At 59.0% G+C, this 25,409-nt stretch carries 41 protein-coding genes; 21 read left to right on the forward strand and 20 right to left on the reverse strand.

What is annotated here, in order from left to right; translation table 11 throughout:
* The 13 genes from HIJ39_RS13770 to HIJ39_RS13830 form a co-directional block, all read right to left on the reverse strand.
* The coding region (locus tag HIJ39_RS13770; protein WP_169100669.1) for a DUF1376 domain-containing protein at window positions 1–528 on the reverse strand (528 nt) is incomplete at its 3' end.
* A gap of 31 nt (window positions 529–559) precedes the next feature.
* Window positions 560–748: a hypothetical protein gene (locus tag HIJ39_RS13775; RefSeq protein WP_169100671.1), complete on the reverse strand. Its 189-nt coding sequence runs from the start codon at window positions 746–748 to the stop codon at window positions 560–562.
* Between the two features lie 48 nt (window positions 749–796).
* Window positions 797–1,048: a hypothetical protein gene (locus HIJ39_RS13780; protein WP_169100672.1), complete on the reverse strand. Its 252-nt coding sequence runs from the start codon at window positions 1,046–1,048 to the stop codon at window positions 797–799.
* On the reverse strand, window positions 1,041–1,193 hold the full coding sequence (locus HIJ39_RS13785) for a hypothetical protein (RefSeq protein WP_169100674.1): 153 nt from the start codon (window positions 1,191–1,193) through the stop codon (window positions 1,041–1,043). The genes HIJ39_RS13780 and HIJ39_RS13785 overlap by 8 nt, the downstream gene beginning before the upstream one ends.
* A 60-nt stretch (window positions 1,194–1,253) precedes the next feature.
* Window positions 1,254–1,469, reverse strand: a complete 216-nt coding sequence (locus HIJ39_RS13790; protein WP_169100675.1) for a hypothetical protein — start codon at window positions 1,467–1,469, stop codon at window positions 1,254–1,256.
* Window positions 1,470–1,588: 119 nt separating this feature from the next.
* Entirely contained in the window at window positions 1,589–1,747 is a 159-nt protein-coding gene (locus HIJ39_RS13795) for a hypothetical protein (RefSeq protein ID WP_169100677.1), read from the reverse strand.
* Window positions 1,748–1,803: 56 nt separating this feature from the next.
* Window positions 1,804–1,974: a hypothetical protein gene (locus HIJ39_RS13800; RefSeq protein WP_169100679.1), complete on the reverse strand. Its 171-nt coding sequence runs from the start codon at window positions 1,972–1,974 to the stop codon at window positions 1,804–1,806.
* On the reverse strand, window positions 1,971–2,300 hold the full coding sequence (locus HIJ39_RS13805) for a sporulation initiation factor Spo0A C-terminal domain-containing protein (RefSeq protein WP_169100681.1): 330 nt from the start codon (window positions 2,298–2,300) through the stop codon (window positions 1,971–1,973). The genes HIJ39_RS13800 and HIJ39_RS13805 overlap by 4 nt, the downstream gene beginning before the upstream one ends.
* Window positions 2,297–2,545 (reverse strand): hypothetical protein, encoded by a 249-nt coding sequence (locus HIJ39_RS13810; RefSeq protein ID WP_169100683.1) that lies wholly within the window; start codon window positions 2,543–2,545, stop codon window positions 2,297–2,299. The genes HIJ39_RS13805 and HIJ39_RS13810 overlap by 4 nt, the downstream gene beginning before the upstream one ends.
* Complete coding sequence (locus HIJ39_RS13815; RefSeq protein ID WP_169100685.1) at window positions 2,542–2,874, reverse strand: hypothetical protein; 333 nt, start codon at window positions 2,872–2,874, stop codon at window positions 2,542–2,544. Before HIJ39_RS13815 ends, HIJ39_RS13810 begins: the two co-directional genes overlap by 4 nt.
* Window positions 2,875–2,877: 3 nt before the next feature.
* Entirely contained in the window at window positions 2,878–3,024 is a 147-nt protein-coding gene (locus HIJ39_RS25180) for a helix-turn-helix domain-containing protein (RefSeq protein ID WP_169100738.1), read from the reverse strand.
* Between the two features lie 68 nt (window positions 3,025–3,092).
* A complete protein-coding gene (locus tag HIJ39_RS13825; protein ID WP_169100686.1) occupies window positions 3,093–3,344 on the reverse strand; it encodes a helix-turn-helix domain-containing protein in 252 nt (83 codons plus the stop codon).
* Window positions 3,319–3,567 (reverse strand): hypothetical protein, encoded by a 249-nt coding sequence (locus tag HIJ39_RS13830; protein ID WP_169100688.1) that lies wholly within the window; start codon window positions 3,565–3,567, stop codon window positions 3,319–3,321. Before HIJ39_RS13830 ends, HIJ39_RS13825 begins: the two co-directional genes overlap by 26 nt.
* A 175-nt stretch (window positions 3,568–3,742) precedes the next feature.
* On the opposite strand from HIJ39_RS13830, the gene HIJ39_RS13835 reads away from it, so the two are divergent.
* The 4 genes from HIJ39_RS13835 to HIJ39_RS13850 all read left to right on the forward strand — a co-directional run bounded on the left by HIJ39_RS13835 (window position 3,743) and on the right by HIJ39_RS13850 (window position 5,631).
* A complete protein-coding gene (locus tag HIJ39_RS13835; RefSeq protein WP_169100689.1) occupies window positions 3,743–4,297 on the forward strand; it encodes a helix-turn-helix domain-containing protein in 555 nt (184 codons plus the stop codon).
* A gap of 70 nt (window positions 4,298–4,367) precedes the next feature.
* Complete coding sequence (locus HIJ39_RS13840; protein WP_169100691.1) at window positions 4,368–4,694, forward strand: hypothetical protein; 327 nt, start codon at window positions 4,368–4,370, stop codon at window positions 4,692–4,694.
* Entirely contained in the window at window positions 4,691–5,341 is a 651-nt protein-coding gene (locus HIJ39_RS13845; RefSeq protein ID WP_169100692.1) for a hypothetical protein, read from the forward strand. The genes HIJ39_RS13840 and HIJ39_RS13845 overlap by 4 nt, the downstream gene beginning before the upstream one ends.
* A 29-nt stretch (window positions 5,342–5,370) precedes the next feature.
* Entirely contained in the window at window positions 5,371–5,631 is a 261-nt protein-coding gene (locus HIJ39_RS13850) for a hypothetical protein (RefSeq protein ID WP_169100694.1), read from the forward strand.
* Between the two features lie 300 nt (window positions 5,632–5,931).
* Here HIJ39_RS13850 and HIJ39_RS13855 read toward each other — a convergent pair whose 3' ends face one another.
* Entirely contained in the window at window positions 5,932–6,399 is a 468-nt protein-coding gene (locus HIJ39_RS13855; protein WP_169100696.1) for a hypothetical protein, read from the reverse strand.
* Between the two features lie 269 nt (window positions 6,400–6,668).
* Here HIJ39_RS13855 and HIJ39_RS13860 point away from each other — a divergent pair, with 269 nt between their 5' ends.
* The 11 genes from HIJ39_RS13860 (at window position 6,669) to HIJ39_RS13910 (ending at window position 13,754) form a co-directional block, all read left to right on the forward strand.
* Complete coding sequence (locus HIJ39_RS13860; RefSeq protein ID WP_169100698.1) at window positions 6,669–7,070, forward strand: hypothetical protein; 402 nt, start codon at window positions 6,669–6,671, stop codon at window positions 7,068–7,070.
* Window positions 7,067–7,471: a hypothetical protein gene (locus HIJ39_RS13865; RefSeq protein WP_169100700.1), complete on the forward strand. Its 405-nt coding sequence runs from the start codon at window positions 7,067–7,069 to the stop codon at window positions 7,469–7,471. Before HIJ39_RS13860 ends, HIJ39_RS13865 begins: the two co-directional genes overlap by 4 nt.
* Window positions 7,472–7,545: 74 nt before the next feature.
* Window positions 7,546–7,782 (forward strand): DUF433 domain-containing protein, encoded by a 237-nt coding sequence (locus HIJ39_RS13870; RefSeq protein WP_169100701.1) that lies wholly within the window; start codon window positions 7,546–7,548, stop codon window positions 7,780–7,782.
* A gap of 49 nt (window positions 7,783–7,831) precedes the next feature.
* Window positions 7,832–8,221, forward strand: coding sequence for a hypothetical protein (locus HIJ39_RS13875; RefSeq protein ID WP_169100702.1), 390 nt, complete (start codon window positions 7,832–7,834; stop codon window positions 8,219–8,221).
* Window positions 8,222–8,398: 177 nt separating this feature from the next.
* Complete coding sequence (locus HIJ39_RS13880; protein WP_169100703.1) at window positions 8,399–8,788, forward strand: DUF6941 family protein; 390 nt, start codon at window positions 8,399–8,401, stop codon at window positions 8,786–8,788.
* A complete protein-coding gene (locus tag HIJ39_RS13885; protein WP_169100704.1) occupies window positions 8,785–9,189 on the forward strand; it encodes a DUF433 domain-containing protein in 405 nt (134 codons plus the stop codon). Before HIJ39_RS13880 ends, HIJ39_RS13885 begins: the two co-directional genes overlap by 4 nt.
* Window positions 9,189–9,584: a DUF5615 family PIN-like protein gene (locus HIJ39_RS13890; RefSeq protein WP_169100705.1), complete on the forward strand. Its 396-nt coding sequence runs from the start codon at window positions 9,189–9,191 to the stop codon at window positions 9,582–9,584. Before HIJ39_RS13885 ends, HIJ39_RS13890 begins: the two co-directional genes overlap by 1 nt.
* 1 nt (window position 9,585) lies before the next feature.
* Window positions 9,586–10,770, forward strand: coding sequence for a tyrosine-type recombinase/integrase (locus HIJ39_RS13895; protein WP_169100706.1), 1,185 nt, complete (start codon window positions 9,586–9,588; stop codon window positions 10,768–10,770).
* 562 nt (window positions 10,771–11,332) lie between these two features.
* Window positions 11,333–11,533 (forward strand): DUF4258 domain-containing protein, encoded by a 201-nt coding sequence (locus tag HIJ39_RS25185; protein ID WP_420824576.1) that lies wholly within the window; start codon window positions 11,333–11,335, stop codon window positions 11,531–11,533.
* Window positions 11,534–12,024: 491 nt separating this feature from the next.
* Complete coding sequence (locus tag HIJ39_RS13905; protein ID WP_169100710.1) at window positions 12,025–13,572, forward strand: sodium:solute symporter family protein; 1,548 nt, start codon at window positions 12,025–12,027, stop codon at window positions 13,570–13,572.
* 26 nt (window positions 13,573–13,598) lie between these two features.
* Window positions 13,599–13,754, forward strand: coding sequence for a hypothetical protein (locus HIJ39_RS13910; RefSeq protein WP_169100712.1), 156 nt, complete (start codon window positions 13,599–13,601; stop codon window positions 13,752–13,754).
* 510 nt (window positions 13,755–14,264) lie between these two features.
* Here the strand turns inward: HIJ39_RS13910 and HIJ39_RS13915 are convergent.
* Window positions 14,265–14,486, reverse strand: coding sequence for a hypothetical protein (locus tag HIJ39_RS13915; RefSeq protein WP_169100714.1), 222 nt, complete (start codon window positions 14,484–14,486; stop codon window positions 14,265–14,267).
* A gap of 315 nt (window positions 14,487–14,801) precedes the next feature.
* On the opposite strand from HIJ39_RS13915, the gene HIJ39_RS13920 reads away from it, so the two are divergent.
* The 4 genes from HIJ39_RS13920 to HIJ39_RS13935 all read left to right on the forward strand — a co-directional run bounded on the left by HIJ39_RS13920 (window position 14,802) and on the right by HIJ39_RS13935 (window position 18,082).
* Complete coding sequence (locus tag HIJ39_RS13920; protein WP_169100716.1) at window positions 14,802–15,413, forward strand: TetR/AcrR family transcriptional regulator; 612 nt, start codon at window positions 14,802–14,804, stop codon at window positions 15,411–15,413.
* Between the two features lie 8 nt (window positions 15,414–15,421).
* Window positions 15,422–15,832 carry a hypothetical protein gene (locus HIJ39_RS13925; protein WP_169100718.1) on the forward strand — a complete coding sequence of 137 codons (411 nt, stop codon included), beginning with the start codon at window positions 15,422–15,424 and terminating at the stop codon, window positions 15,830–15,832.
* Between the two features lie 64 nt (window positions 15,833–15,896).
* Window positions 15,897–17,162, forward strand: coding sequence for an MFS transporter (locus HIJ39_RS13930; protein WP_169100720.1), 1,266 nt, complete (start codon window positions 15,897–15,899; stop codon window positions 17,160–17,162).
* A 200-nt stretch (window positions 17,163–17,362) separates the two neighbouring features.
* Window positions 17,363–18,082: a DUF5694 domain-containing protein gene (locus HIJ39_RS13935; RefSeq protein WP_243239690.1), complete on the forward strand. Its 720-nt coding sequence runs from the start codon at window positions 17,363–17,365 to the stop codon at window positions 18,080–18,082.
* Between the two features lie 260 nt (window positions 18,083–18,342).
* Here the strand turns inward: HIJ39_RS13935 and HIJ39_RS13940 are convergent, their stop codons facing one another.
* Entirely contained in the window at window positions 18,343–18,579 is a 237-nt protein-coding gene (locus HIJ39_RS13940) for a hypothetical protein (protein ID WP_169100724.1), read from the reverse strand.
* Between the two features lie 332 nt (window positions 18,580–18,911).
* Window positions 18,912–19,292: a hypothetical protein gene (locus HIJ39_RS13945; protein WP_169100726.1), complete on the reverse strand. Its 381-nt coding sequence runs from the start codon at window positions 19,290–19,292 to the stop codon at window positions 18,912–18,914.
* Window positions 19,293–20,385: 1,093 nt separating this feature from the next.
* Here HIJ39_RS13945 and HIJ39_RS13950 point away from each other — a divergent pair.
* On the forward strand, window positions 20,386–20,736 hold the full coding sequence (locus HIJ39_RS13950) for a hypothetical protein (protein ID WP_169100728.1): 351 nt from the start codon (window positions 20,386–20,388) through the stop codon (window positions 20,734–20,736).
* A 315-nt stretch (window positions 20,737–21,051) separates the two neighbouring features.
* Here the strand turns inward: HIJ39_RS13950 and HIJ39_RS13955 are convergent, their stop codons facing one another.
* Window positions 21,052–21,810: an SDR family oxidoreductase gene (locus tag HIJ39_RS13955; RefSeq protein ID WP_169100730.1), complete on the reverse strand. Its 759-nt coding sequence runs from the start codon at window positions 21,808–21,810 to the stop codon at window positions 21,052–21,054.
* A gap of 166 nt (window positions 21,811–21,976) precedes the next feature.
* Here HIJ39_RS13955 and HIJ39_RS13960 point away from each other — a divergent pair, with 166 nt between their 5' ends.
* Window positions 21,977–22,543 (forward strand): TetR family transcriptional regulator, encoded by a 567-nt coding sequence (locus HIJ39_RS13960; RefSeq protein ID WP_243239687.1) that lies wholly within the window; start codon window positions 21,977–21,979, stop codon window positions 22,541–22,543.
* 155 nt (window positions 22,544–22,698) lie between these two features.
* Here the strand turns inward: HIJ39_RS13960 and HIJ39_RS13965 are convergent, their stop codons facing one another.
* Both HIJ39_RS13965 and HIJ39_RS13970 read right to left on the reverse strand, forming a co-directional pair.
* Window positions 22,699–23,859 carry a hypothetical protein gene (locus HIJ39_RS13965; RefSeq protein ID WP_169100734.1) on the reverse strand — a complete coding sequence of 387 codons (1,161 nt, stop codon included), beginning with the start codon at window positions 23,857–23,859 and terminating at the stop codon, window positions 22,699–22,701.
* A gap of 629 nt (window positions 23,860–24,488) precedes the next feature.
* Entirely contained in the window at window positions 24,489–25,358 is an 870-nt protein-coding gene (locus HIJ39_RS13970) for a DUF5694 domain-containing protein (RefSeq protein WP_275107337.1), read from the reverse strand.
* Window positions 25,359–25,409 lie beyond the last annotated feature (51 nt).

Raw genomic sequence — 25,409 nt, forward strand, 5'->3', positions numbered from 1 at the left:
TCCATTTGGAGGTGCATCTGCATCTGCATCTGCATATGCGCCTGCAGGTCCATTTGCATATGCATTTGCATCTCCATTTGGAGGTGCATCTGCATCTGCATCTGCATATGCGCCTGCAGGTCCATTTGCATATGCATTTGCATCTCCATGTGCATTGCGGATGCTGTCATCCGGATCGGGACCTTTATCCCCCCAGCGTTTCCGGGCGTTCGCTCGTTTGTTCGCACTGGAGTGCATGGCCTTCTGCCACTCACGGCGGAGGCGGGGACTGAAGATGAACCCGTCCTCATGGGCGAGGACCGCCAGCGGGCCATCCACCATGTCCTGACGCCATGTTTGCCACTCCTTGAGGGTGGCCCCCAGCAAGGCGGCAATGGCCCGGTCGTTGTCCGGCAACCGGCACTCCGGCTGCTGCCACATGATGGCCAGTAGATCGATATGCACACCCCGCTCCTCCCGGGAGAGGGCGCGGTTGTTGAGGTCATTCAGCCAGTCCCTGACATAAAAGTCGAAGTGGGGAAAACGCATAGACGTAGCCTCCGGGGTATGATTCCGTCGTTTACCGGGGTATCCGGTCCAGCAGCGCAGCCACGCGGGCCCGTTCCGCCCGGCCTTCGGCGGATGCGCCCAGACCTTGGGTCATGAGGTGTTGACTCCAATACGCCAGCGCGTTCCGCACCGTGCGGCGTTCCTCGTGGCTCATCGGGACATCGAGGTATTCTTCCACAGTGAGTACAACGGTCTTCATGGATTTCACCTCCGGGCCCCGCCACGCGACAGGGCCATATATGGGTTGTCAGGCCAGAATGTCCAACAGCCGATCCGTCAGGCCATCGGCCTCTGATACACGGGTCCAGCGCTCTTGGTCGCGGTGGTAGTAGGCCAAGGCCTCCCGAATGCGCTGCCGTTCGTCCTCCGTCAATACGACCAGTTTCGCGGTGTCGGCGACGCGGGGGCTCGGCACCGCGGCCGTCGTGTGGCCGCACTCAAGGCAGACCATCCCGAGCGGCCCCAAGCGGCGCACCGCATGGGTGCAGGGGCTAGGCATGGGGCGCCTCCTCGCGGTGCAGGTACCGCTCGTACAGTGCCTGCCGGTGGGCCGTTTGGCACCGTGGGCAGCGACGCGGGACGCCGGGAACCGCCAGAACAAGCGTGTGACAGGTCTTCTCGGCGCATTTCGTCCATCGGGTCATGCGGTAATCTCCTCCAATCTCTCCAACTTTCATCAGGCAAGTATTGGCCCATAAAAGGGTCTAGCTGGCGTGCTGCTGGGTGTCGTCCGGCTCCATGCGGTACACGGTGAGCGACTGATATTGCACGGTCTCGGCCGCGTTCGCCTGGGCATGGTGGTAATACTGGTGGCGGATGGCGGCGAGGCGACCGTTCGGATGGGCCGGTGAGCTCCAATAGACCTTCCCACACACTGCACACCGCGAATAGGTAATCCGATAAGCTAACGTGTTGGGCATCGTGCGTTACCTCCTCTTCCGCCCTGCGTCATGAGGAACGAGGGCCAACGCCTCTCGTAGCACACCGGCGACGAGAAAGTACCAGTACAACGTTTCTTGCCAGCGGGGTGGGCGGAGTCTCACAGCCGCCCCCAGCCGCCGGCAACGCCGATGTAGAGCAGCAGGGCGAGGACCGCCAACCCCAGCCCGCCATAGACCTCGCGGGCCCGGGCGGTCAGCTGCCAGTGTGTGTGCCGTCGGCGAATCCGGCGGGGTATTTGCGTAACGTGTTGGTGCATGCGATAATCCTCCTGGTGTTTTCACCAAGGCCCCCGGCCTCACCCCGGGGGCCTTCCTATCCAATCCCGCCCTCGAGGTGCTGAATCGCGGCCTCGAGGCGATCCCGAAGCGTCTTCAGCTGCTCAAGGGTGAATGACTCCGGCTGGTTGGTCTCATCGTTCCAACAGCGGACGGACCATGAATACTGATCGTCGATGGGAATGAAGACTTCCGGTAGGCGAATCACGACGTCGCCGCCTTGTCTGTCGCGTCTGCCAAGGCCCCGACGATTTGGTCACTCGCATCGGCGAGAAATCGCATATTGGGGAAGGTGATGCCCGCCTTTTCCCGGGCATGACGAATGCCCCGCTCCACCCGCGGAGGGGTGGTCTCGTTGCGGGCCGCGATGGCATGGTAGAGATCCATCGCCCGCCACCGCCACACGCGCCCCTCGAGGGCCGCTGTGACGGATTGCTCCAAAATCTGACGGATATACGGCGTGCCGACAAAGTGCGGCGGAAAGCCATTCGTCCGGAGATAGGTCCGGACCGCTTGCTGAACCTGCGCGTTCATCGCGCTATCGCTCCTTTCGTGCGCCGACTCCGGGCCCAGGCCATCCGGCGGAGCCCCGCCAGCACGGCCAGGTCGCAACCGGCGAGCAGAATGCGCTCATCGCCGCCCGCCGCCTGTTGGCAATCGGTGCAAATGTAATGGTCCACCGGCGCCTCCGCGCCGACAGACACCTGAATCCGCAGCCATGCGACGTCGGCCGCGTCCGCCGTGCGCGAACACAGGGCGCACTGCAGCGACCCGCTCATCGGGCCCGTCCTTTGCCCGCGTGTTTTCCGGTGAGAATGTCGCCCGGGGCCTCCGCATAGAGCCATTCGGCAAATCGCCGGGGATTGACCCGAAAGCTGTTGGCCGAGAGTTTGATGATGGGCACCCCGTTGTCTGGGGCCCACTTGGCGAGACGATAGAGCGTAGACAGCGGGAGGCCAAAGCGCTGGGCCACTTCGGGGAGCGTGATCGTCTCCGCGACGACCTGATCCTTGATTTCCCTGGCCGTCTGTGGCACAGTCTCGCTCAAAGGGTTAATGTGCGCCGACTGGTGGCCGTCGGCGGCCGGGGAAAACTGAGCTCGCCTCATCGGTCAATCCTCCTCGTTCGGGGAAACGAAGTCTTCTAGGAGCAACGTCGGGGAGCAGTCGAGAACCTTCGCGAGTCGGTAGAGTGTGATCACCGAGGGCCGCACGGTGCCCTTCTCGTACGTGAAGACAGTGGCGCCTCGGACACCAATTCTCCCGTGTGAACGGCCCGCTGACTCCGGGCCGTTTCGCTGTGTATCGCAAACTGCGCCCGCCGCATTTACCCCACCTCCTCATGGCACTGGGCCTGTCCAATCGGACAGAGGTCACAGGCGGTTTGTAAGAGTCCCGGCGCGTTAAGCAGCAACGCAATCCGGGCGACCGCGGCCAACGGAACCGTCCGCGCCCCCGTTTCCCAGCGGGAAAGGTGAACACTGTCCACCGGGATGGCCATGGCCAGCTGTTGCTGGGTCCAATGGCGCCGGTGCCGGGCCATACGGATGGCCTCACCGAGCGGATGACGCGTGCCCATGAGTCTCTCCCTCCTCTGCGGTCCTTGCCAATTTGGCACGGCGACCGGCATGTGTGCCGGGTCGGCGGGTTTGAATCCCGCACCGCTTCAAATACTTCCACACGGTACTGGGATCGATTTGCAGCTCCGCCCCGATTTCCCCGATGGACAAGCCATCGCGGACGTAGAACTCCCACAGTAGTTGCTCAATGGGGCGTCCCCGACGGGCCTCAATAATCTGCATTCCCCGACTTTTTATCGTGTGAACGCACCTCCTTCTTACCTAATAGGCTAAGGTGTTGCCTTCATGGTAACGCATAATTGACTAAACGGCAAGGGGTTGTCAAGGAATTTCTTGCGTCGCTATTGTAGACTTGCTATATAGGCAAGATTGGGAGGGTGATCTTCTGGACGCATCTGTGTTAGGGGAACGGCTTCGCGACCTGCGGGTGCGTGCTGGCTTGTCCCAAGCCGACGTCGCAGAACGCGTCCCCATCTCTGCCTCGACGGTCAGCAGGTGGGAATCGGGCGAGCGGCGGCCGGACTTGGATCATCTAATGCGTCTGACTGACATCCTGGATTGTTCCATCCAGGACATCGTGGACGCCGGGGAACTTTGGGAGACGTGGCGGGATGAGCGGGAGGGGTTGATTCCAATGTCTCGTTTGAGCGACGCGAGCACGCCTGAGGTGTCCGGGAACGCGCTGGCAAGCGTCGTGATGGAATTAGCTCAGGCCGTGAGGACCCAAGCCGAGAACGAGCGGAGGCGGCTAGAAAAAGAGAAACTCCAGATTTTGGAGGTTGAGAGCAAGAAAGCGGAAGCTGACCGAGCGCGAGCGGCAGCGGAGAAGGCCCGAGCGGAGGCGGAGCTCATCCTGCAGCAAAGTCTCAAGGCTTCATTAGAAGCCGCCGGATTGGGAGTGCCGGCCGAACGGGGGGAGGAGAACGCCGAAGCGGAAGGCACGGTGGGATAAACCGGGCATCCCGCTGGCCGTCATCCGCGGGACTGCTCACCGACTCGCCCCCGTCATTCGGCGGATCCCGGTGGTGTCGTGCATCGGCGGCCAACCCGTGGGATGGGTCGAACGGGCCGACGACGGCGCGGCTCCCGATTTCTTCTTTCAGTACGAACAACATGGCATGCGGATTCTTCTGGCTGCCCGGTGGTGTCGACGCCGTGAAGATCCGCAACCGAGTTGCAATGCATTGGTGATTACGAGTACGAATGAGGTTAAGAGGAACCGTGCAGGTCTCTTAGATGTGGTGGCAGAGATCATCGGGGACTTGTCGTTGCATGACCAGCCTGCCCTTCTGGGCGGGACTGTCCCGTTCGTTCTCGCAGTGCCACTAGGTGAGGGGAATGGAGAATGAATCGGTATAGGTTAGGGTGGTTGGTTTTCGTGCTAGCGATTGTCCCGTTGTTGGCCGGGTGTGGTGGGACGTCCGAGGCCGCGCCGGCTCGACCGACGGCGACAGTGACTGTGAGCCCTCCGACATTCGTGGGCTCGCACCCTTCGCCGACGGCAGCGCCGTCCGAACCCCCGGTCAGTCCAACATCGGCGTCGGCACCGCCGCAAAACCCGTTGCCCCCGTCGGATGCCCAGATCGAGGCCGTTTTGGCTGCGTACCCGGCGCCGTGGGCGACGAAACAACTTCAGCCGGTGTTCGTGCCCGCGGACACCCAAGAGTTCTCGGACGGACAAGGTGGTAGCTTAACCGTGGTAATTGGGACGTGGCGGTGGTCTGCCGATGGTAGCCAGAATCTGGTGTTTGTGTGGCATGATCAGCAATTTCTTGGGGTGACGACCACGCAGTGGTCGTTTGACCCGACGTTGACAGCCATACCAAACGGGTTCGTCGTGACGTACTACCAATGGGGGGAGGCGCTGCCTTTTGCCCAGTGGCAACCGAGCACGGCGATCAACCAGCTCCCCGTCCGCTACACGTGGTCTGGCGCGCAATTGGTACCGTCATATACGGGGCCGATTCCAAGTCCCATGAGTAACGGGATAAGCTAAAACGACGGAGAAGGGCCAAGGAGGGACCGATGACAAACGCTGAGTGGATTATCATCATCGCGGGCGGGGCCTTGGCAATTGGCGGGTTGACTCGAAGCCGCCGACAGGACCAAGGGATTGCCCAGTGGAAGGCAGACCAAGAGGCCAAGGCCGAAGCGTTCGAGGCAGCGCCGGTCGTGAACTCGCATCGGGTCAAGTGCCCGGACTGCGGCGAGTGGGCGACGCTTATGGTGAATCAGGCCGGACGGCAGCGCCGTGTCTGCGACGAGTGTGGTACGGAGGACCTTTGACATCCTCCCCACGGATAAATCCGGGGGATTCCTGTGCCTCGCGGCCACAGGTTCCTGCTTCATCGCACCATCGCTTCTTAGGGCGTATGCCGTTCGTCCACGAGAGGGTGCTCCCCAGGCTCACCGGGCGTGTCCCGCCCTGTCTGATATCCGAACCACCGTTTGCGGGGCGGGACTTGGTTTTCGCCCCACCCACGCAAGGGTTTGATGTGATTTTAGCATATTTGCCCCTAACGGGCCAACGGGCTTATATCCCCACGCCTTTAGGCGGGGGCTTTACGCCCGATTTTGGTAATGGGTCTATAACCGGCGCGGGTTGGCCCCGGCGGGATGGGTGGTCCGGTAGTCCTTTCCCGCAGAATACGCACCGTACACGGCCAGGCCGACAATCGCGGCAATTCCGAGCCACTTTGCTGCATTGCCGTAATTCCGCTGGAACGCGGTCTGCGTGTAGAGGGTCCAGTACATGCCGGCCGGTGGCTGCGGGAGCGTTATGGCCTCATAGCCGGGCGGCAAGTGCCAGCTCAGGTAGATGTGTGCGGGGCGGCCGTCCGGATAGCGGGCATAAGCCCACACCCACAGCGTCAAGTGCGTGTTGTTGCGAAAGGTCGCGCCGTCGGTCAGGGTGATGACACCGGTGGGGCCGGTGGTATCCAACCAGGCCACCCCGGGCACACAGCGGGTCTCAAGTGCGAGGCCGACAATATCGTATAGGTCGGTGGGTCCCTCGTGGGTTATCGGTTCCACGACTATCGCGGGTGCATTCATCACCATCATCCTTTCGTCGACGGTTGCTCTTGATTTTATTGTACACTACCGGGCCCGGTGCCCGGATTGCTCTAACGGGTCATTGCCCCCTTGCATGGGGGGCGTGGCTATCCGGGAAGAAAGGAGGGGGATGGCTGGGATGAGGGGACTGGCCATATCATGGAATGAGTGGTCCTAGGAATAAGGCAAACGCATTAAAGCCTGAGGAAATATTTACGAGCCCAGGATGGCGGTTTGTCATAGCGTTTATCGGTGGCGGTTTTATAGATTTGGGGGTTAGTCCAGGACGCGGTTTTTTTGTCACCCTGTTCGTCTTTATTCTGCCACTGTTGGTGGAGACGGCGTCACACGTAGTCCGTCATTATTCGGATCGCGCGCTGAGGACGTGGTACAAGGGCCAGCTGGTCGTTCTCGCTGTCTGGTCCATCGTTGCACTGTTCGGGATGGCGGGCGCATATGGTATACAGGTCCGCGGCCATGCGAGACTAATCGTTATTTCCGGATTGGTTGGGTTTCTTCGTGGCCATGCGTTCGACTTCTATTGGCTGTATGGCATTGAGTACATATCGGTTCTCGTGGCGTTAGCCGGGAGCTGGATGATACGGCCCAAGAAATTGACCGTTCCCAACAAGAGTGGGAAAAATGTATCTAGAGGAGGCGGTGGTTCGTGATAGGGATCGTTCTGGGAGTGGCGACGGCCTACCTCATTCTTATTGTGGGGGGGGCATGGCGATTTCGGCAATATGGCATCGCCTACGTGACGGCGATAATCTTGGCTGTGAGCTTACCAATAATGGTTTTGACTTTCCCATATTTGCTGTTCCGCCGGCACCAAGCAGATGGTCGGCAGCACCCCATACTAGCGGGCGTCCTGGCGATTGTGTGGACCTTTGTTTACTACCCAGACTTCGTGAACTATCTCGGGGCCTCACTCGGTTCCCTTGAGACATCGCATCCCCGGTCTTGGTCGACCAGGGCCGCGTCAGGTGTCTCATCTTCTGCGACGTTGCGGAAGGCCACAGAGGCGTTAATCCCGTGGGCAAGTAATCACCGGGTTAGCCATGTGGGATGAATGGGCCGCCCGACACGGAACAAAATCATTACGCCGATTGCCTAGCCCGAGCCCACTGGAGAGGAGGGGAACCGATGGCGGCTTTTGCTTCTCCATACATTACACAAAGTAGCGCGGTATTACACGGGGTTCCTATTGTGGCCGGGACTCGAATTCCTGTATGGGTCATCAGCGAGTACGCGGCCGACGGGCTATCGCCCGGAGAGATTGCAGGCGCATTCGACGATACGCTGACGTCTGCGCAAATTCGGGCCGTTCTAGCGGCCGTTCAGGGGTCGCCGTCTGCCGGGTCATGCCTTGATTGTGACTAATGCTGGCACCCGTCGGTGGGTCCCCCGGTCGGTAGAGGGAGGATTGATAATGCAGGTGATGTCGTTTCTTCTAGGGGAAGCGGTGACCAGACGGCCGGATGGGCTACGGGATCTCATGGGGGTGGCCGTGAAGGACGTGATTATTGCCCCCGGTGCGCCGCCGCCTTATCAGTGGTCTGCCGTTCTCTTTATTGCTGTATTATGCGGACCCGAAGACGCCGGCTCCCATGAAACGGTGTTGCAGTGGCGAGAACCGGACGAGACGGAAACGGTGCTCCAAACCCACGTGCTATCAGTCGAGTCGGTGCCAGGGCGTCAGTGGATTGAGTGGGTTCCTCCGCTAATTCTGCCGGTGCGCCGACCGGGCCTGTATGTGTTGCGCTGGCGGTGGGACGACATGTGGATCCGTTCGATGGGGATTTCGTTTCGAACTCCGTGAACGGATAAATGTGGATTTCAGTATCGTGGATGACCTGATAGATCGGTGTGAGACGGTACCGCATGACGATTACCTCCTTGTCTGCTTGTTTTGATTGTATCACACAGGGCTATGGGGCCGACGACGGGCAAAATTGTCACCCGCGTCGCCCGATTCATATAGAAAGGGGAAATGCGTGTGCGTATAGGGTATTTCATCACAGCTGAGTATGCATCGGTGGATAACCGGGGTCGCCCGATTATCGTGGGGGTTTTTGACCAGCTCATTTACAGTCCATCGACGCCTAGTACAGCCCTCGTGGCCGTTATTGCTCGCATTGAGGACGTCGGGCCTGATACGACCATTCATCGGGGACATTGGCGAATTTCTGGTCCGGGGCCGGAAGACTATGCGGAGCTGCCGGTGGTGCCGGGAGGTCCCGCTGGACCGCAGTCGGTGGCTAGCTATGTCATTGCAGGGTTTGGCGTTGCGTTACAGCAGGCCGGCACGATGAGCGTTCAGCTGGAGATCAACGGAAAAGTGATTGGGGAGCACGTGATTCCCGTAGTGGAGGCGAATCCGTCATGATTCTTCCCATCGCGCCTCGCCCCGCGGTGATTAAGCATGTCAAGACACGCCGGGAATTTCAATGGCGGGAGAGCTCAACCAGCGTGGGCATCGTGTCACTGACCCCGCTGGAATTCCCTCACACGGGGTCGGTGGTCATTCAGTATACTAGAGAGGAGGGAGGGGGCTTAACAATGACGAATAGCGCCGACGTGGTTGAACGGCGTCCGCAGACGCTTGGCGGTCATCCCTTGGTCAAGGGTACCCGTGTCGCTGTGTGGGTGCTTAAAGCTAATTACCTGCGCGGCATGTCCGTCGACGAGCTTGCGGAAGATTACGGACTGCCGGTTGACGTGGTACAGCAAGCACTACGGTGGGCGGATCCATATTCGGTCGAGGATCTCGGAGCTCCCGTCGATTAATGCGCTTTGTGCTTGACCATAACTTTTCTGCGACGGTTGCGCGTCACCTTGAGACATTCGGTCACACCATCGATTGGCACTTCTACGGGTTCGGGGCACCACAGGCGAGCGATCCCCAAGTTTTCGCCTATACCCTCGGTCAAGGAGCGGTTCTGCTGACTGAGGATAGGGAGTTTCTCAGTTATTCGGAGATAAGAGACAGTCTGCACCAAAGCCAGGGAATTATCGTACTACCGACAGGCAAGTTCCCAGATAGCTGGTCACGATTAGATATTGCCAACCATCTCCAAGAATCGCTGGTCGAAGAGGGGCACCGTCTGGCGGGTCATGCCTTGATTATGACTAACGCCACCAACCATCGGTGGGTTCCCCGGCTGGCAGAAGAGGACGACTGACATGGGTCGGCCGAAGACGGGCAAAATCATCGCACGGGGAGAAAACACATGGCGCCTCTACTGGGAACTCGGGGACGATGCCGAGACCGGCAAGCGCCGCCAAAAAACCGAAACCTTCCACGGGACGAAAGAGGAGGCCCGCAAGTTCTGGCGGAAACGCCAGGCGGAAATCGACGCCGGGAAACACCCGCAACGCGCCAAAGGCATGACGGTCGCCGACTTGATGACGCGGTGGATGGCGGATGCCTTGCCCACCCGGAAGCTGGCCCCGAAAACCCTCGAGCAGTACCGCGATGTGACGCGCCTCTACATCATTCCCACGCTGGGCGATGTCACGCTCGAGCGCTTAACCCCCCTTGATTTGCAGAAGAGCCTCCGGAGCTGGATGGAATCCCCGCGGCGGGACGGCCGGCCGGGAACCTTGTCCCCCACTACGGTCCGGACGACCTATATCGTTCTGCGCTCGGCCCTCAAGCAGGCCCTGCTGTGGGAGCTCATCGACCGGAACCCCGCGGACCGGGTCCCGATACCGCCCAAGGCCGCCTATACGCCCACGGTTTGGGATAGTGAGGCGGTTAAGAGCTTTCTGGCGGTGGCTGAGGACCACCGCTGGGGTGCGGGCTTTCGGCTGGGGCTGTTCTGTGGACTGCGCCGCGGGGAAATTCTCGGGCTTCAGTGGGGCGATATCAACTGGGAGGAAGGCAGCGTGATCATTCGCCGGGCCCGCATCCACGTCAAAGGTACCGGCGAGGTCTTCAACCCCACGAAACGGGAACGGCAGCGCATTGTCGTGCTGGATGCCGTCTCGCTGGCGTGGCTCGAGCGTCGGCGCGAGTATGCGGAGGCTGAACGGCGGGCGGCCGGAGAACTCTATCACGATCATGGGTTGGTCATCCAGACGGCGCTGGGGACGCCGGTGGCAACGCGGAACTTCAACCGTTCCTTTGATACCTTGTGCCAGCATGCCGGCGTGCCGAAGATCCGGCTGCACGACTTGCGGCATACCCATGGTACCGCCCTGCATGAGGCCGGTGTGGACCTCAAGACCATTCAGCAGCGGCTCGGCCACAGCTCCATCGGGATTACCGCGAAATACTACCTGCACCCGGGACTTGGCCCACAAGCGGACGCGGTGGATCGCCTCGCCCGGCAATGGGAAAATGGTCCCAAAAATGGTCCCAAATGAGGCCGAATCGGTCCCAAATGGGCGAATGGAACGACAAAGGGGGCGGCCAAGAAACCGCATCACGGCGCGGGTTTCACCGCTAAGCGTGGTGGCGTCAGATAGGTCGCTCCCAATTTGTAATCAGCAGGTTGCGGGTTCGAGTCCCATCGCCAGCTCCACAAAAAATTTGAAGCCCCGCAAGTGATTGCGGGATTATTGTTTATACGGATTATCGTCGACTAGCCTGCTTTATCCCCGCGAGTAGAGATTACGACGGCAAACCCCAGAAAAAATCTAAAACAAAGAACCGAATCGTCGAAGATTTTGCCCGTAAGATGGTGGTGTCGCGACGGCGGGTATGCCATGATGTCCACTTTAACACCTTGTTACGGTTGCTAGCGAAATTTTGCTTTATGCAATTGCTAATCTACTATCGGGCCGGATAGCATTATTCGCATCGTAAAGGAATGCTGACGGTTGGTTACCAGACTTCCGCCGTGCTACCGGACTCGAACCGACAATCCATGGTTAGAATAGTCAGATAAACGGCTGTCATCGGTTCGCGTATCGTGTTCATGCTCTTCTGCGCATGTTCGAGCGGCAAATCGAGCGTTCCGTGGTGGAGTCCGTGATTCAGTCGGGCACGACCATCGAAAGTTACCCGGAGGACACACCGTATCCCAGTCGCCTGGTGCTGGGGTGGGACCGTCCCGTGCATGTGGTGGTCGCGGAGACCGCTTTGACATCTTTCTGCTCTACCCCCCCTCGCGACATAGAGTCCTGATTCTCGATGGCTTACGGAGGGTTCGGGGGCGAGTGAGCACTAAGCCATTGGTTGGTTTGGGGCCGGACAACTTATTCGCTATGTGAAGTAATAGCACGGTAAGCCGTCCTTTGCGGATATGTGCGCCGAAACGACTCATACCGGGATTTAAGCGCGTGGGTCATCGGCATCCGGGAGCGAAGCCCTCGGAACATATGACCTCGGTCAGTCGGAAACTATGGAGGCGCTGATTACGCGGTCCCGCCAATCGCAACGCAGCGCCGGTCGCGTGCGCGACACCGGTCTTCGCCCGGCCTGTCTTTAGCCCCATTCTTGGGTTGGCATAGATCTGTGCGTTATGGTTCCCGATTCATGGGGTCCAAGACCGGTCGCCTCAGGCTGACAACCACGCAGACGACCTCGCCGACTAAAATTTGATTGAGTAGGCGCCTTGCTTAAAAGGCTAGTTATATGATAGGCATTATAGGTATAACGTTCGAGGAGGGGTATTCTTGGCCATCATTATGGCTTTCCTTGTCTATACGCTGGTCTTGATGTGGCTTGGCCATCGGCCTCGGCAAAACGAACAGACCTTCCGCACCGGGGGACACGGCCTGTCCCCACAAGCTATCTTCTACATGGTAACGGCGCTCTGGAGTTCCTCCTTGATCGTCGTGCAGATTGATACCGCCTATGCCAGCGGCCTTAGCGCTGTGTGGTATGGTGTGAGCGTCGCCGTCATGTCCATTTTGGTCTCTCTTTTAATCCCGTGGTTCCGATCGCACCAGTACATTTCAAATTCGGCTCTGTTGGGGCGGATTTTCGGCTCGGCGATCCAACGATTTTCGGGTCTTGTGATTGGCGCTACGTTCCCTATTTTTGCGCTGTCCAACGCACTCGCCGCAGGCGCGTTTTTACACGTGGCGACGCATTGGCCGCTTTGGATGAGCATGGCCCTTACCACCTTCGCCTTGATTCTCTACATTCAATTTGCGGGGATGATTTCGTTGGCCCGTACGCAAGGGCTGAACTTTTTTGTGGTGTTGCTTGGGGTCGCCTTGGCAACCTTCAAGCTGGGGCATATTCACACCGGACACCTTGCCCCCCTCTCGTCGAGCTTTTGGCAGTGGGGCGGCATCGGACATGGACTCATCTGGGTCTGGTTTGGCATGAATACCCTCAATGTGTTCGCCGCCCAAGCAGAAATTCAAGCCGTCGCGGCTGCCCATGACATTCGTCAGGCTCAAAGGGCAGTGTGGCTGTCTACCGGATTGTTGCTAGCCGTTATTGCTGTCAGTACCTGGCTCGGGATTCAGACGCGGCTCTTGGTCGGTAATCCCCACATTGACGGGTTGGTGGCGTTCGCTAAAGTGGTTACGCGGCATAGTCCGGCGTGGTTTGTCGCTTTAACCGGATTGGGCATCTGGGCGCTTGCGCTGACATGGTGTGGGCCCTTGCTCTTTTCTGGGGCTACCAGTCTGGGGGGCGATGTCATCGCGCGTGAGGGCGTGGTGCGGTGGACCCGCATTGCCTTAGTGGTCGAAGGCATCCTGATGGTCCTCTATGGAATTTGGCGTCCCAGCGAGATTGCCTGGTGGCGCGTATTCGGTCTAACCCTCCGCAATGCCGCCGTCGTAGGCCCCACCATGGCTGGCTTCTTGTGGGAGGATTTGCCGCCGAGAGCAGTGCTTTCCGCTATGATTTCCGGTGTCCTAGTGGGATTGGGGCTCAATGCATGGACGGGTTTTTCCGCGACACACTTCGTTTGGGGCATCAATCCCATGTGGAGTGCGGCCACCGTGTCGTTGGTGGTCTTGAGTGTCTGGCGGTTGGCGCAGCATCGGCGCTGGACCACATTAATCCTCGGGATTCTCGCCTATGGTCTGTTGACGGTGGGCGCCATCGGTGCGATGCCCTCTCGCCAAGACGGCCTTTTAGGTCTCGCGGTGCTCACATGGGGGCTCGTGTTGATGGGGCTGGCTTGGATCAGTACGCGGTCCGAGAACCGAACTAACGGTGATGGCCAGGCATGGGTGCGGGCCACGGAAACGCTGGACTAAGTTGGTGGATGTGTGGAGGAATCTCGATGAACCCTCTTCGTGTGGCCACTCAAGACGATGTCGATGTGATGGCGGACCTCATTCAAGAAAAGCGCCTCCACTACGAAAACTACCAGCCGATATTTTGGCGGGTTGTGCCATCCGGCGCGGGACAACCATCGTGGATTTCTGGCGACCCATGAGCGGACGGTTGGTTGGGTTTTGGAGAAGATCCCGGGAACCATCGACGGCTTCATTATCGCCAACATCATCGCAGCGCCTCCGGTCTATGAGCCCGGGGGGGTTCACTGCATGGTGGAGGGGTTTATGGGGTCCGTGGGGGCGAGCGTTGGGAGGCCATCGATCAGGCTTTGCTGACGCGGTGTGCGTTCCGAGTGCGATCCGAATTTGGAGCGGCTCAAGTCTTGGTCGTGTGCGGGCATCAGGATACGGCAAAACGCACCAAGTAACGCGAATCAAGGCTTGGAAATTACGTCCGAATGGTAGGTGAAAGGCTCAAACAATGGGTGTATCGCGCAATAGTTGCCATTATCAATAGCCGGATAACGGGGGCGTATGCGCATGTAGCGCCCGATGGTTTTGGGCGGTTACCAGGTCAGTCAGGCAATAAAGCTACGCTGACAGAGTGCAGGCGAGGGCGCGATGCCCTCGCCTGCCAAGTCTTCGCGATTTCCCCTGTGTATGAGTATCGATCAGGTGGACGCTCCCTCCGGGGTGGGGTTACTGTTCCTTGGTCGGGTCGCGTATTCGGACAACGTTGCCGCCGGGACACGGAATTGAGCGTACCGCCCAGGCGGAATATCTTTCGGGGGTCCGTCGAATTGGATCACCTCTTTCGTTTCCCGATAGACGTCGTCGACGCTCGGCACCTCGAAGAAGCCTCCCGCCGTGAGTTCGGTGTCGTCGTGATCCACCTTGAGCCCCACCTCCGTGCCCCGCCATCTTCATACCCATGGTCATATCCTTTTCCCTCCGTAACTCCGTCCAGCCGAACGGCTCCCGATAAAAGGGCGGCGTCGACCGCGTGGGGGCGGGGATGATACAAAAACTGCCGTTTCATCCGGCACCCTCCATCCACCATCGACTCGCCCCAAGGGCGGAGCTGCTTGAAAACGACATGGGTGTCGTGTATAAAAAAGACGTTGATGTCTTTTTGTGTAGGGTGGTACTCACCGCGGGGCCGCCGAATCGGTCTTTGGACCCGCGGAAGCGAGGGGAGGAATTCTTGGATGCCGAGAGTGACGGCGGCGCATCGTCAACGACGTCGCCAACAACTTCTCACGGCGGCTGAGCATGTCTTTTGCCGGTTGGGGTACACGCGCGCCCGGCTGCAAGACGTCATGGATGAAGCGGGCGTGAGCCGTGGGGGACTCTATCTCTACTTTGCGAATAAAGAGGACCTATTTCGGGCCGTGATGGCGTGGCGCGACGAGCCGGCTCTGGGCCGCTTGGCGAAATTAGGCCTCGGGAAGGTGCCCGTGGCTCCGTTCCTCCGGGATGCCTCCGCTGGCCCGGATGTCCCCGATGAGGCGGCGCGGCGCTGGATTGCGGCCGCCGTAGAGTTTGGACTGGCCCATCGCGGGCAGCCCGCACACGTCCAGCAAATGCGGGACCGCTATGAACGCTTTGTGGCCGCCCTGGTCCAGGTCCTGGCCGCCGGAGAACGGCGCGGAGAGTTACATCCGGTTCTCCCCCTCGACACGGTGGCCCGCTTTTGGCTGGCCGCCCAGGACGGGGCGGTGCTTGGCATCGTGACCTATGGGGAGACCTTCTGGCCTCGTGAGACGTTCGGCCCCGCGCTCCGCCTTTTCTTGGCGGCAAGTCTAGGCCTCCCGCAATGAGGCCACTCATGCGCCATTCTAAGAGCCTGCGACGTCTCCGAGCGGTCTCGTCCAGGCACTGGGAACGGTACCGCCCACGCCGACGCTCATCCAGGCGACCTTCGGGCACCATGGCGCAAGCGGTCGTGACCGACCTCTGGACGTACCCGACGGAGGAGACCGTCGTGGTCCATCGCGATCGGGTGCTCCGAACACGCCTCCAGGGGGCCCTGGGCGACCGGACGCCGGCCGTAGCGGAGGCCCAGTTCGCGGTAGGGTCCCTATTCTCAGCTTCCGAATTCTGGACTCAGGCACGTCATGCTCCAGCCATTTTTGCGATTGGATTCCCCCTGTTGGTTCCGGGGGGATTTCGGTGGGGCGTGTCGGAGTGGCTTCAGCGTCCTTGGCGTCTGGCGGGACGTTGGGGCGAATCCGCATGAAGAATGCTGCACGACTAAACCGGGCGTGGCAAAATAGTGCAATTTGAAAAGGAGAATGTTTACGATGCATCGGGTGTCCGGGTTGCGTAGCGTCTGGTTGCTCGCCATTGGCGGCGGGATCTCCGGATTGGGCGACACGATGTTCTACACCGCGTTGTCCTTCACGGTGTTGGCGACCACGCACTCCCTGCTGGGTCTCAGTACGATCCTTGTTGCCCAGGCCCTTCCCCGGGTGGTGTTGGGATCCTTGGCCGGGGTCTTGGTGGACCGCTGGGATCGGCGGCTAATCACCATGATGAGCGATCTGGCCCGGGCGCTGGTGGTGGCCGCCGTTCTCCTTGTGAATATCGCGCACCAGGTCGTGATGGTGGACGCGATTGTGATGGTCGAAGCGGCGTTTTCCCAGATATTCGGGCCCGCCCAAGCGTCTCTACTACCGGAACTTGTGGGGAATCCCGACCATCTCCAGCGGGCTAATTCTTGGATGCAAACGGGCAGCTTAGCGGGCACTGTATTGGGACCGGTGGCTGGGACATTTCTATTGGTCAAACTCGGCATCCATGCAACCGTGCTGCCAGACGTGATCAGCTATCTCGTCTCCGCAGGTTTGATGGGCATGGTCCTTCGGGCGGGAGGGCGGCCCGCGGAGGCGGAAGCCTCCGGCGCGACTCCTGCTATGCGTCATCTGTGGCACCAGTGGAATGAGGGCATGATGTATATTCTGCGGGCCCGCTGGCTATGGGCGATGTTGGCGGCGTTGATGCTGGTGTTGCTGGCTGATGGCGCATTATCGCCCGGGATGGTCGCGTTCGTGTATCGCGTCTTGCGCCGGAATGCGGTCGATTATGGCCTGCTTCAGAGCGTCGCCGCCGTCGCGAGTATCGCGGGAGGCCTGGGGGTGGCCGCCTTGGGCCCACGGGTGACGCCGGAGCGCTTGCTTGTCGGCGCGCTGGGGATCGTCGGGCTGGCGTACGGGGCCCTGTTTCTCTGGGGGGCGGGGTTGGGGGCGTTGGTGATTCTCTACGGCTTGGCCTCCCTGTTCAATGCGCCGTGGATCACGAGTTTGTCGACCATCATGCAGCGACGGGTACCGACAAACCTTCAGGGACGGATTTTTGGGAGCCTCGGCAGCCTTCAGTCCCTGGCCGTGTTGGCGGGAATCGCGGTGATGGGCCTCGTTTCTCCCCGCGTGGGAGTCCGCCCGAGTTTGGTGGCCACGGCCAGCCTTATCGTGTTGGCCGCAGCCGTTGCCGCATACGCCGTGGGCGTTCCAGCCTATCGGGCGAAACGCCCGGATGAGCACGCGGACGCAACAATGAGCCCGCCATAGGCTAGTTTCTCCGGGAGCGTGCCTTGCGTTGGACACGACAAAGCCCAAACTACTGAATGGACTAACTAGCCGGGATATTCGGGGGCGAAAGCGCCGCAAGGTCGGGCGTAGAGCACATGGGGCGGTGGCAGGAGATGGTGGCCGGAATATGGAAAGTCCTTGGGAACTGTAAATGAAGAGGAGTAGTCCGTGTGACCGTCATGCTACTGGGTAGTTATCATTTTTACACGAAGCAAAACCTATTTCGTGTCCACGAGGATGTCACAACGGCGGATCGCCAACGGGACGTTGCCGAGGTGGTCGACTGCTTGGCCAGCTATCAACCGACGCATGTCGCCGTGGAATTGCTGGCTTCCGACCAGGAGGCGGTTGACGCTCAATATCGGCAATTTCTCGAGGGCCAGTGGGACCTGCCCCCCAATGAGCGCTATCAGTTGGGATTTCGGGTGGCGCAGCGCATGCGGTTACCGTGCGTCGAGGCTATCGATTTTAAGAATGAAGCGGATTCGCTCTCCATTGGAGACGTCATGGATACGGCTAAGGCCACCACGCCGGAACTCTATGCCTGGCTGATGGAAATGGGCCAACAGCGCAATCAGGTCATGCAGGACCGGATCCATCACGAGTCGATGCGCGCGGTTTTGCGGTGGATGAATCAACCCGAAGAACTCACGGGCGTGTTGCCGTTCTATCTCGCGATGACCCAGATCCGTGACGCCAACGGCCGACGGGTGGGTCTGGAGTGGGTGGCGACCTGGCAAGCGCGGAATCTCACCATCTATGCCAACCTCCGCGAGCGAATGAAGCCCGATGACCGTTGGTTGGTCATTTATGGGGCCGACCACGTGGCGCCATTAATCCAGTTTCTGGAGGATAGCCGAGAGGTCGATCTTGTAGCGGTGTCTGACTTTCTGTCGTGACGAGGACCTCTTCCTGTGCGGCGCTACCGGGAGCACCAAGCGCGGGGCAGTAGTAAGCCGGAATCCTTCATGGAGTTAATGAGGAGATTTGGGGGCTAGCGTGCATTGAGCGCCTGGGCTGGAGAGCGATTGCCCCGCAAGGATGTGCTCGTAAGCAACGCGAATATGGGTTAGGCGGTGATGGATTTTGGGGCAGGATGCGGCACTTTCTGGATTTCACTCAAGGCAGTGTCGCATCAACGATGTCCGACACTGGCGCGCTAACCCCACTTCAATGCGCCCGCTAGCCACAATCCAAAGATCGCCAAGGACCCCATCCACGCCCACCAAAGCACGGTTGCAGCCACCCATGTCATGTGCCAGGGATGTGGCAACCACCGCATCAGAATAGCGATGGCCAGTACGCCGAACACCACGATGAAAAGCCAGGACGACTTGGAGCGTTTCCGCCGATTTTCGGCCCACTCACTGGGATCTGCAATCCTCGGTCGCCCCACCGGTGTCACCCCCATCGACGTCTCTTGAAGCAAATCTACCAGATTAGCCTCGATGAATCATCAGTTTTTGGTGCCTGACTGCGAAACACGCTACGTGGGTAATGTATTGGAATGGCTTTGTATCGTCGGCCTGATTCTATTCGTAGCGGTAGCGGTTTTCAAACCTCAGAAAGTGGCGGCGGAACCGCCGGCATAAGCGGATGGTGGAGAAATGCGTTGTGAGGCGCAATAGTTTCGATAGCGAATAGCCGGGTAACGGGGGCGAATATGCGGTAGCAACGGGAGGGGGTTACCGGTCTTGCAATGGGTGCACGTGCAACTGTACTGTTGGCCTAAGGCTGGCCTTTCACCGCAATACCCTCAAAGTACTGCCCTGTTTCAGCCTGAAATATTACCGCGCTACTTACCGCCGTGCCCTTTTCAGCATACAGCACAAAGCCCTGACCAAGGGTCCCGTGGTAGAGGACGGTGCCCAGTTTGTCGCCTACCGCCGCGGACGAGACGGGCCGAACTAACTTGTAGAGGCGATTTCGGTATCCCAACTTAATGCCTGGACTGAGGTGGTCTCGTTGAAAGGCCGCCCTGATCGCCGCCGGGTTGAGAGACGGTTGAACCGACCGCGGCGGAGGATCGGAAGCTCGCGTACCACAGCCGGACAACCCGATTAGGGTGGTCAATGCAAGGGTCACCGCCAATGGCTGGCCAATCTTCACCGGCATCCCTCCTTCCATGATTCGTTCTCTATAACGCTCGCAATCCCGGAGAGGTTTCCGCCCCGCTAGGTCAGGCGGTAGCGAATCAGCGAATATTCGGGAGGTCCAGCAAGATCCGAGCGCTATCGTGGCAACTGAAACAGAATCACAGTAGAAAAGTGTGGTGGCTCGGATGAAATTGATCCTATTTCGGATTCTGTTAATTCTCTTCTCCATGTTCATGAACTCTATTTCCTCCGGCGTGGATGGCGTATGGGCGGTCCCGGCTGGGTCTTTGGCCTGCGAAAGTGCTCGGGCAAGGATTCGCAGGTTAGCTGTCGTCGGATGTTTGGCTACCATTATCTCTCGGCAATTCCCCCGGCGAGGCTAGGACGTGTCGTCGGTTATCGGATGCCTTCAATCGATCTACGGTACGTCTTCGTCTCCCGGAACAGACTGGAATCCTTAGTGCGTATGACCGGGCCAGAGCGCAGGAGTGTTGGCTCACCGTAGTTCTGCCGGTAGCCCATGATATCCTAAACGCATCTCTCTACGGGGGCGTTGAGTAGGGTTGGGCCCCATTTAGGAGGAATGGCAACAACGGAGGTGGTAGTCTTGCAACCACCTCCGGGCCAGTCGAGGTGCCTCCAAGCGGCCCTGAAAGCCGGGCCCCATTTTCACGGTGTTGTCCGTCCGCGCCGCTCTGTTCTCAGCTTTTGCCGGGACGGGAAATCCGGATTTTGGTACTCGTTCGGGCCGATGGCGTCGGAGGTCATGCCATCGAGCCGGGATACGACTGCGGTGAAGGTTTCAATTTGTTCGTAGAGGAGTTCGCGGTCTAGCTTCTCGATAATCGGGCACCGCGAGAAACGAGAGGGTGGTGACGCCGACGCCCCATAACGTGTGGCCCTCGCCATATCATCTCGTCGGTGGCCGGCTTCAGCACAGCCGTTCTCACTTTTGTGCGGTCCTTGAGACAGTCCAGATACAATTGTGCCATCGCCTCGTTGCCCGTGTACACATATTCGGTATCCACCTGGCTCAGGTCGTGGCGGCGTGTTCTTCCGCTGACCCATCGTCGCCGGTTTGGAACCCCCCGATTGAAGAGGTGTGGATGGTGGGTCACTCGGAAGCCCTGTTCAACCGTTCGCCCAAGCATCCATCGCAAGCCGTCGCCCTCGTTCGCCGACTGCTGAAGGCGGGGGTGCGCGCACCCGATGCGCCGCCTGTCACCATGCCACGGCAACCGGGACATCCGGTCACGAGAGAACCGTTCGGTCCGCCCACGCTGCACCTCAAAACGTCGTCGGGAACCTCTCTCCTGTATCCCGACTACAGCATTGTGCCCGAGATTTTATCGTCGGTTCAGGTCACGTCGACGGCCTATAGCCATGGCCAGTGGTCTCCCGCACCACAACGACACCCACCTCGTACCATCTCGTCCTGCATGCGCCTTATATTGTGATCCAGAAACAAGGACAAACAGGCCGACAACTAGCCGTCAAAGACGCGGCGCTCTTTCAATGGCTTGCCAATTAGGTACGGTGCGCTTATGGGACGGATAGCCGATGACTCGCATTATCAGGACATCGGCTACGGCAAAGAATAAATTCATGGTCACGAAGTCTCGAGATGAATTTCCTGATTACGACGTCTGTTTAGGACGAAAGGCGGTCGGCCTGGACCCCAGAGGTGATGCCAGCGACCATTTCCAGCAGCCCGCCCTGACCGTTCGAGGGCGCCCTCGACTCTTGGGCAACGCTCGTGATGCATCTTGATGTTAGAGTGACATGCCACCCGAAACCTCGATGCGCTGGGCATTAACCCAACGATTGGCGTCGGAGAGCAACGAAGCGATAGCCTCTCCAACATCCTCGGGTTCGCCGACACGACCGAGAGCCGTCATACTCCCAATAACCTTTTTTAAGTCGGGATTGGTGCGTAGCCCACTAAAATCTGTGGCGATAGCTCCAGGCGCGATGACGTTGGCGGTGATTCCGCGTGGTCCCAGCTCTTTGGCCATGTACTTGGTGAGAACCTCCACGGCACCTTTGATCGATGCGTAAGCACCGCTTTCCGGTACTGCAAAGCGTGTAAGACCGGTGGACATGTTCACAATCCGGCCGCCATCGGTAATCAATGGCAAGAGTTTCTGGGTCAGAAAGAAGACGCCCTTAAAATGCACGGCGTACAACTGATCCAACTCTTCCTCCGTCGTCTTCTCGAAGGAGTTATGGTGCGAGATGCCCGCGTTGTTCACGAGGTAGTCAAATTTCTCGACTCCCATATCTTTCAGCACGCCCTGTACGCTTTGCACAAAGGCGTCAAATGCGCGGACATTGCCGGTATCGAACGGTAAGATCATGGCCTTACTCCCCGTTTCATGGACCTGGGCGACAACTTTTTCCGCTTCTTCTTGATTAGAACGGTAGGTGAAGATTGAATCAACACCGTGGCGGGCCAGAGCTAAAACGGTGCTTTTGCCGATGCCCCGGCTGCCACCGGTAACAAGGGCTATCTTCGTGTGGGGTCGTATCACTTCTGTATTCCTCCGTTCGTCGTTGAGTCACTAGATAGCTTGACCCAGATGTGCTCGGCACACAGGTAACTAACCAGTTGGTTACATGATATTTTAAACTAACCGGTTAGTCAACGGAGCTTGGTGTGCTATTATGGAACCCAGGGGAAGTCAGGAGGGAGACCCTTTGAGCGCTGAAGCCACCAAAGAACGGATTTTAGCGGCAGCGATGGAGGAGTTCTCGTCCTTCGGCATTTCGGGCGCCCGTGTGGACCGCATTGCCAAGAGTGCTGGATGCAACAAGAATCTCATCTACGTGTACTTTGAGAACAAGGAAATGCTTTTCACCACGGTTCTCGAGAAGCACTTGACGCGCGTTTATGAGGAAATTCCCTTCACCCCGGAGGATCTTCCGGGTTATGCGGCCAAAGTCTTCGATTGGGCGATGACACACCCCGATATCGTCCGGTTGATGACATGGTACAGTTTGGAGCAGAAGGTCGACCATTTAACCGAGCGTGCCTCCGTCCGCGACAAGAAACTAAAAGCAATAATGGATGCGCAAAACGATGGTCTTATCGGAATGACCTTCACGCCGGGCTTTCTGATGACCGCAATCATGGCCTTGGCTACCGCCTGGACGCCCACAAATCCTTTCGGACCATCGCACGACCCAGAGGCCGGAATTCCCCAAGAGACGAGGGAAGCCATCGCCAGGGCCGTGAGTCTGATGACTAAACGTGAAGACAGCTGACAGCCGCAGAGAGACGTGTGGTTGAGTAAATTGAGGTAGGATTTTGCCTCTGCCACCAATCCGGAAAGGCAGTATAGTTCAGCAAGGGTGGTCTCACTCAGGAAGCTTAATGTGCCATGGGGGCGAGAGTTCCGTAGAGTGTGCGTCTCCGAAACTTACTTTGTGTTCTGTTTCACCGGATGTACTTCGTGCCGCGCTTCCCCCCATGGCCCGTGCCCGATGCGCACAAGCCGCGCGGGGAACTTCAACACGACCCGCCCCGTGTGGTGCAAAATGCAATGATCCTCGCCGGGCTGCGCGTGGAGCACCACGGCGTCCGGAGGACAGCGCCCCTCGTGGTCAAGTCCGTCTATCGTAGGCGGAACCAGGAACACGCGACCGCGTGGCGCGCCATCCGGAATCCGATCGCCCGGTCGTAAACGGTGGACTTGCGGCGGCGGTACCTTCGCCGGTAACAGGCGTCCCGAAAACAAGACCATCGCCCCAGCCGGTGCGTATTCCACCATGGCGGGATGAAGGTCGGCTGTGTCCGGATGAACCGTCACGAGCGAGACCGCGACAGGGGCTATCCCGTTAGGAATGACGGGGTGATGACGGCGGACTAGTTGCAACAGATATTCCAAGGCTCCGTCCGGCGTTACGTCGGTGGTATGCCAGGCACGGCCCATCCCGGGCAAATACGCTTCGGCATGATCCCGATATTGTTCCATGAGCACGGCGATGCGGTGATCCGGTTGCGTGTCCGGGCCATGGGCGGCGGGTTCAGGCGGGGGCGTTGCAGACGTGGGCCGTTCGCGGTGAATCCGAGAGACGGCATGTCTAGCGGGACTCAACAACACGCCGCCGCCCGTGTGATGTAAGAGCCGATGGCCTCCACCGTGGGTGCGAATCACGACAGTGTTGGGATGAAATGGGGGCGTGCGATGAGGCATCACGAATACGCTACCGTCGGGCGCATCGTCCGGGATGCGCTCCCCGGGCTTGAGCCAGATGGCCTCCGGAGGCGGTGGTGCAAACGGATCGAGGTCGCCAGAAAACAGCGCCATAACACCGTCTGGGGCGTACACCACCATGGGTGGACGTAAGTCGGAAGTCTCCGGTGTGACCGCGAGGAGGGACACGGCGACCGGTGGATCAGCAGACATGCCCTCCGGGCGGCTTCGCAGCCGTTCCATCAACGGTTCGATGGCCACGTTGGGCGTCGAGCCGACGGTGTGCCAGTCCGGACCCATGCCGGGTAAGCGAGCCTCCGCGCGATCCGCATATTGCTCGATGATTACGGCGATTTCCTCGTTCATCGTGTCAGACCGATTCATGCCATCACCTTCTTGGCCGATCATAGCATGAGCGAGTCGATGATTAATCAAGCGCCCCAGATGTCGCATCTGTGGGTAGCAGGCCTGTGACCGGCATTGCAATAGTCAATGACCTAAATGATGAGGATATTCGGGGGCGAATCTTCATTCCCGTGTGATCCAGAAAGTGGCTTGAGATCGGGGCAGGAGCCGGTCCGTTGCCTGCAGAAATCTTGGGGCAAGGGGTATTTCGCGGCCGGGCCGGCTCGCTTTCCGTGTCTTTGGTCTACTCCGAGAAGTCCCGACTTCGTACGCCAGGACGACACTATGCGACTCTCGGAAGCATTCCAACGGTATTTAGCCACGCGTACGCAAGAAGGGTATTCCCCCCACACTCATCCGGTACATTTACGGCAGCCATCACGCGCAAGGGGCAGTGGTACTGCGTTAACGTTCCCGCCGCGATTGGGCCGGATAGCAGGCTATTCGTGCCGTTATAGGGCGAAGCATCCCCTGGGATTAAAGCGCCCAAAGGTTCTTTTCAGTTGTCTCCAAACGTTCCAGAGGAGAAGAGGCGCAATATTGGGTGCTGGGGTCGTTACACATTAGGTGGCTTCGTGTTGTGGAGTCACGAATCCGGAGACAATGCTTTAAAGCAAGTATGGCTGGACATCTACCACCTGATATCGTCGGCAATCGCGGAGAAACTGGTGCAGCAAAAACCGGTGTCCTGCTCCGATTAAGACCAAAACCCGTGCCCCGGGCTGTTCCGCGAGGCGCGTAATATTGACATATAGAGTCAAATTCCGGCGGTACCACCATGTGAGCCAATCGAGCCCGACGTAATCCGCTCCTTCCCCAATTTGTGCCAAACGTAAGTAGCGCGCTTGAGATTGCCGGTCAAGAACCTCCCGGTTGGCGGCTCGTAGCAGTTCTAGTAATGATTGGTTCTCGACCTCTGCAATCCCAGAAGCGGCTGCTGTGGTGAGTTCTTTGTACAATGCGGGCTGATGGGAACCTGCCCACTCCAGCACCTCTGAGTAGGCACGTTGCCCTGGAATGGATCCCATCCAATCGATGGGATGGATCTGGTCATGCCCGAGCTTGCGGGCAAGCCGAAACCCGATCTGCTCCACCTCACTTGTGCCGAGCTCGATGTCTGCCGACAGAAACTTTTGGTACCGCGCGGTTACGGTGGTGTCATAAATCTGTTCCACCGCAACATGGGTGGCACGAAAGGCTGCCAGGCGATCTACAACGTCATAAATTTCCCGTTCTCGTCCGTCACTACGGACATCCCCCACGTCGACGGAACGCCAGTCTTGACGCCACGTGAAATGCACCATGCCACAAACCATGACCGCGGAACGGTCCGATTCGAGAAGCCCGTCACGCTGGTGCTCCTGACGAATTTCCGAGCACCAGGCCACGCACTCGTCGCATATGTACGCATTTGCGCCCGCGATCAATTGTTTGGTATCGCACTGCTTCCTATATAGTGGTCCCCAGAATCTAGACAAATTTTAGGGGGCTCAAGTGTTACACTGGACACGTCATGTCGAAACAAAAAC

This window comes from Sulfobacillus harzensis (assembly GCF_012933365.1).
Classification (GTDB): Bacteria; Bacillota; Sulfobacillia; order Sulfobacillales; family Sulfobacillaceae; genus Sulfobacillus_B; species Sulfobacillus_B harzensis.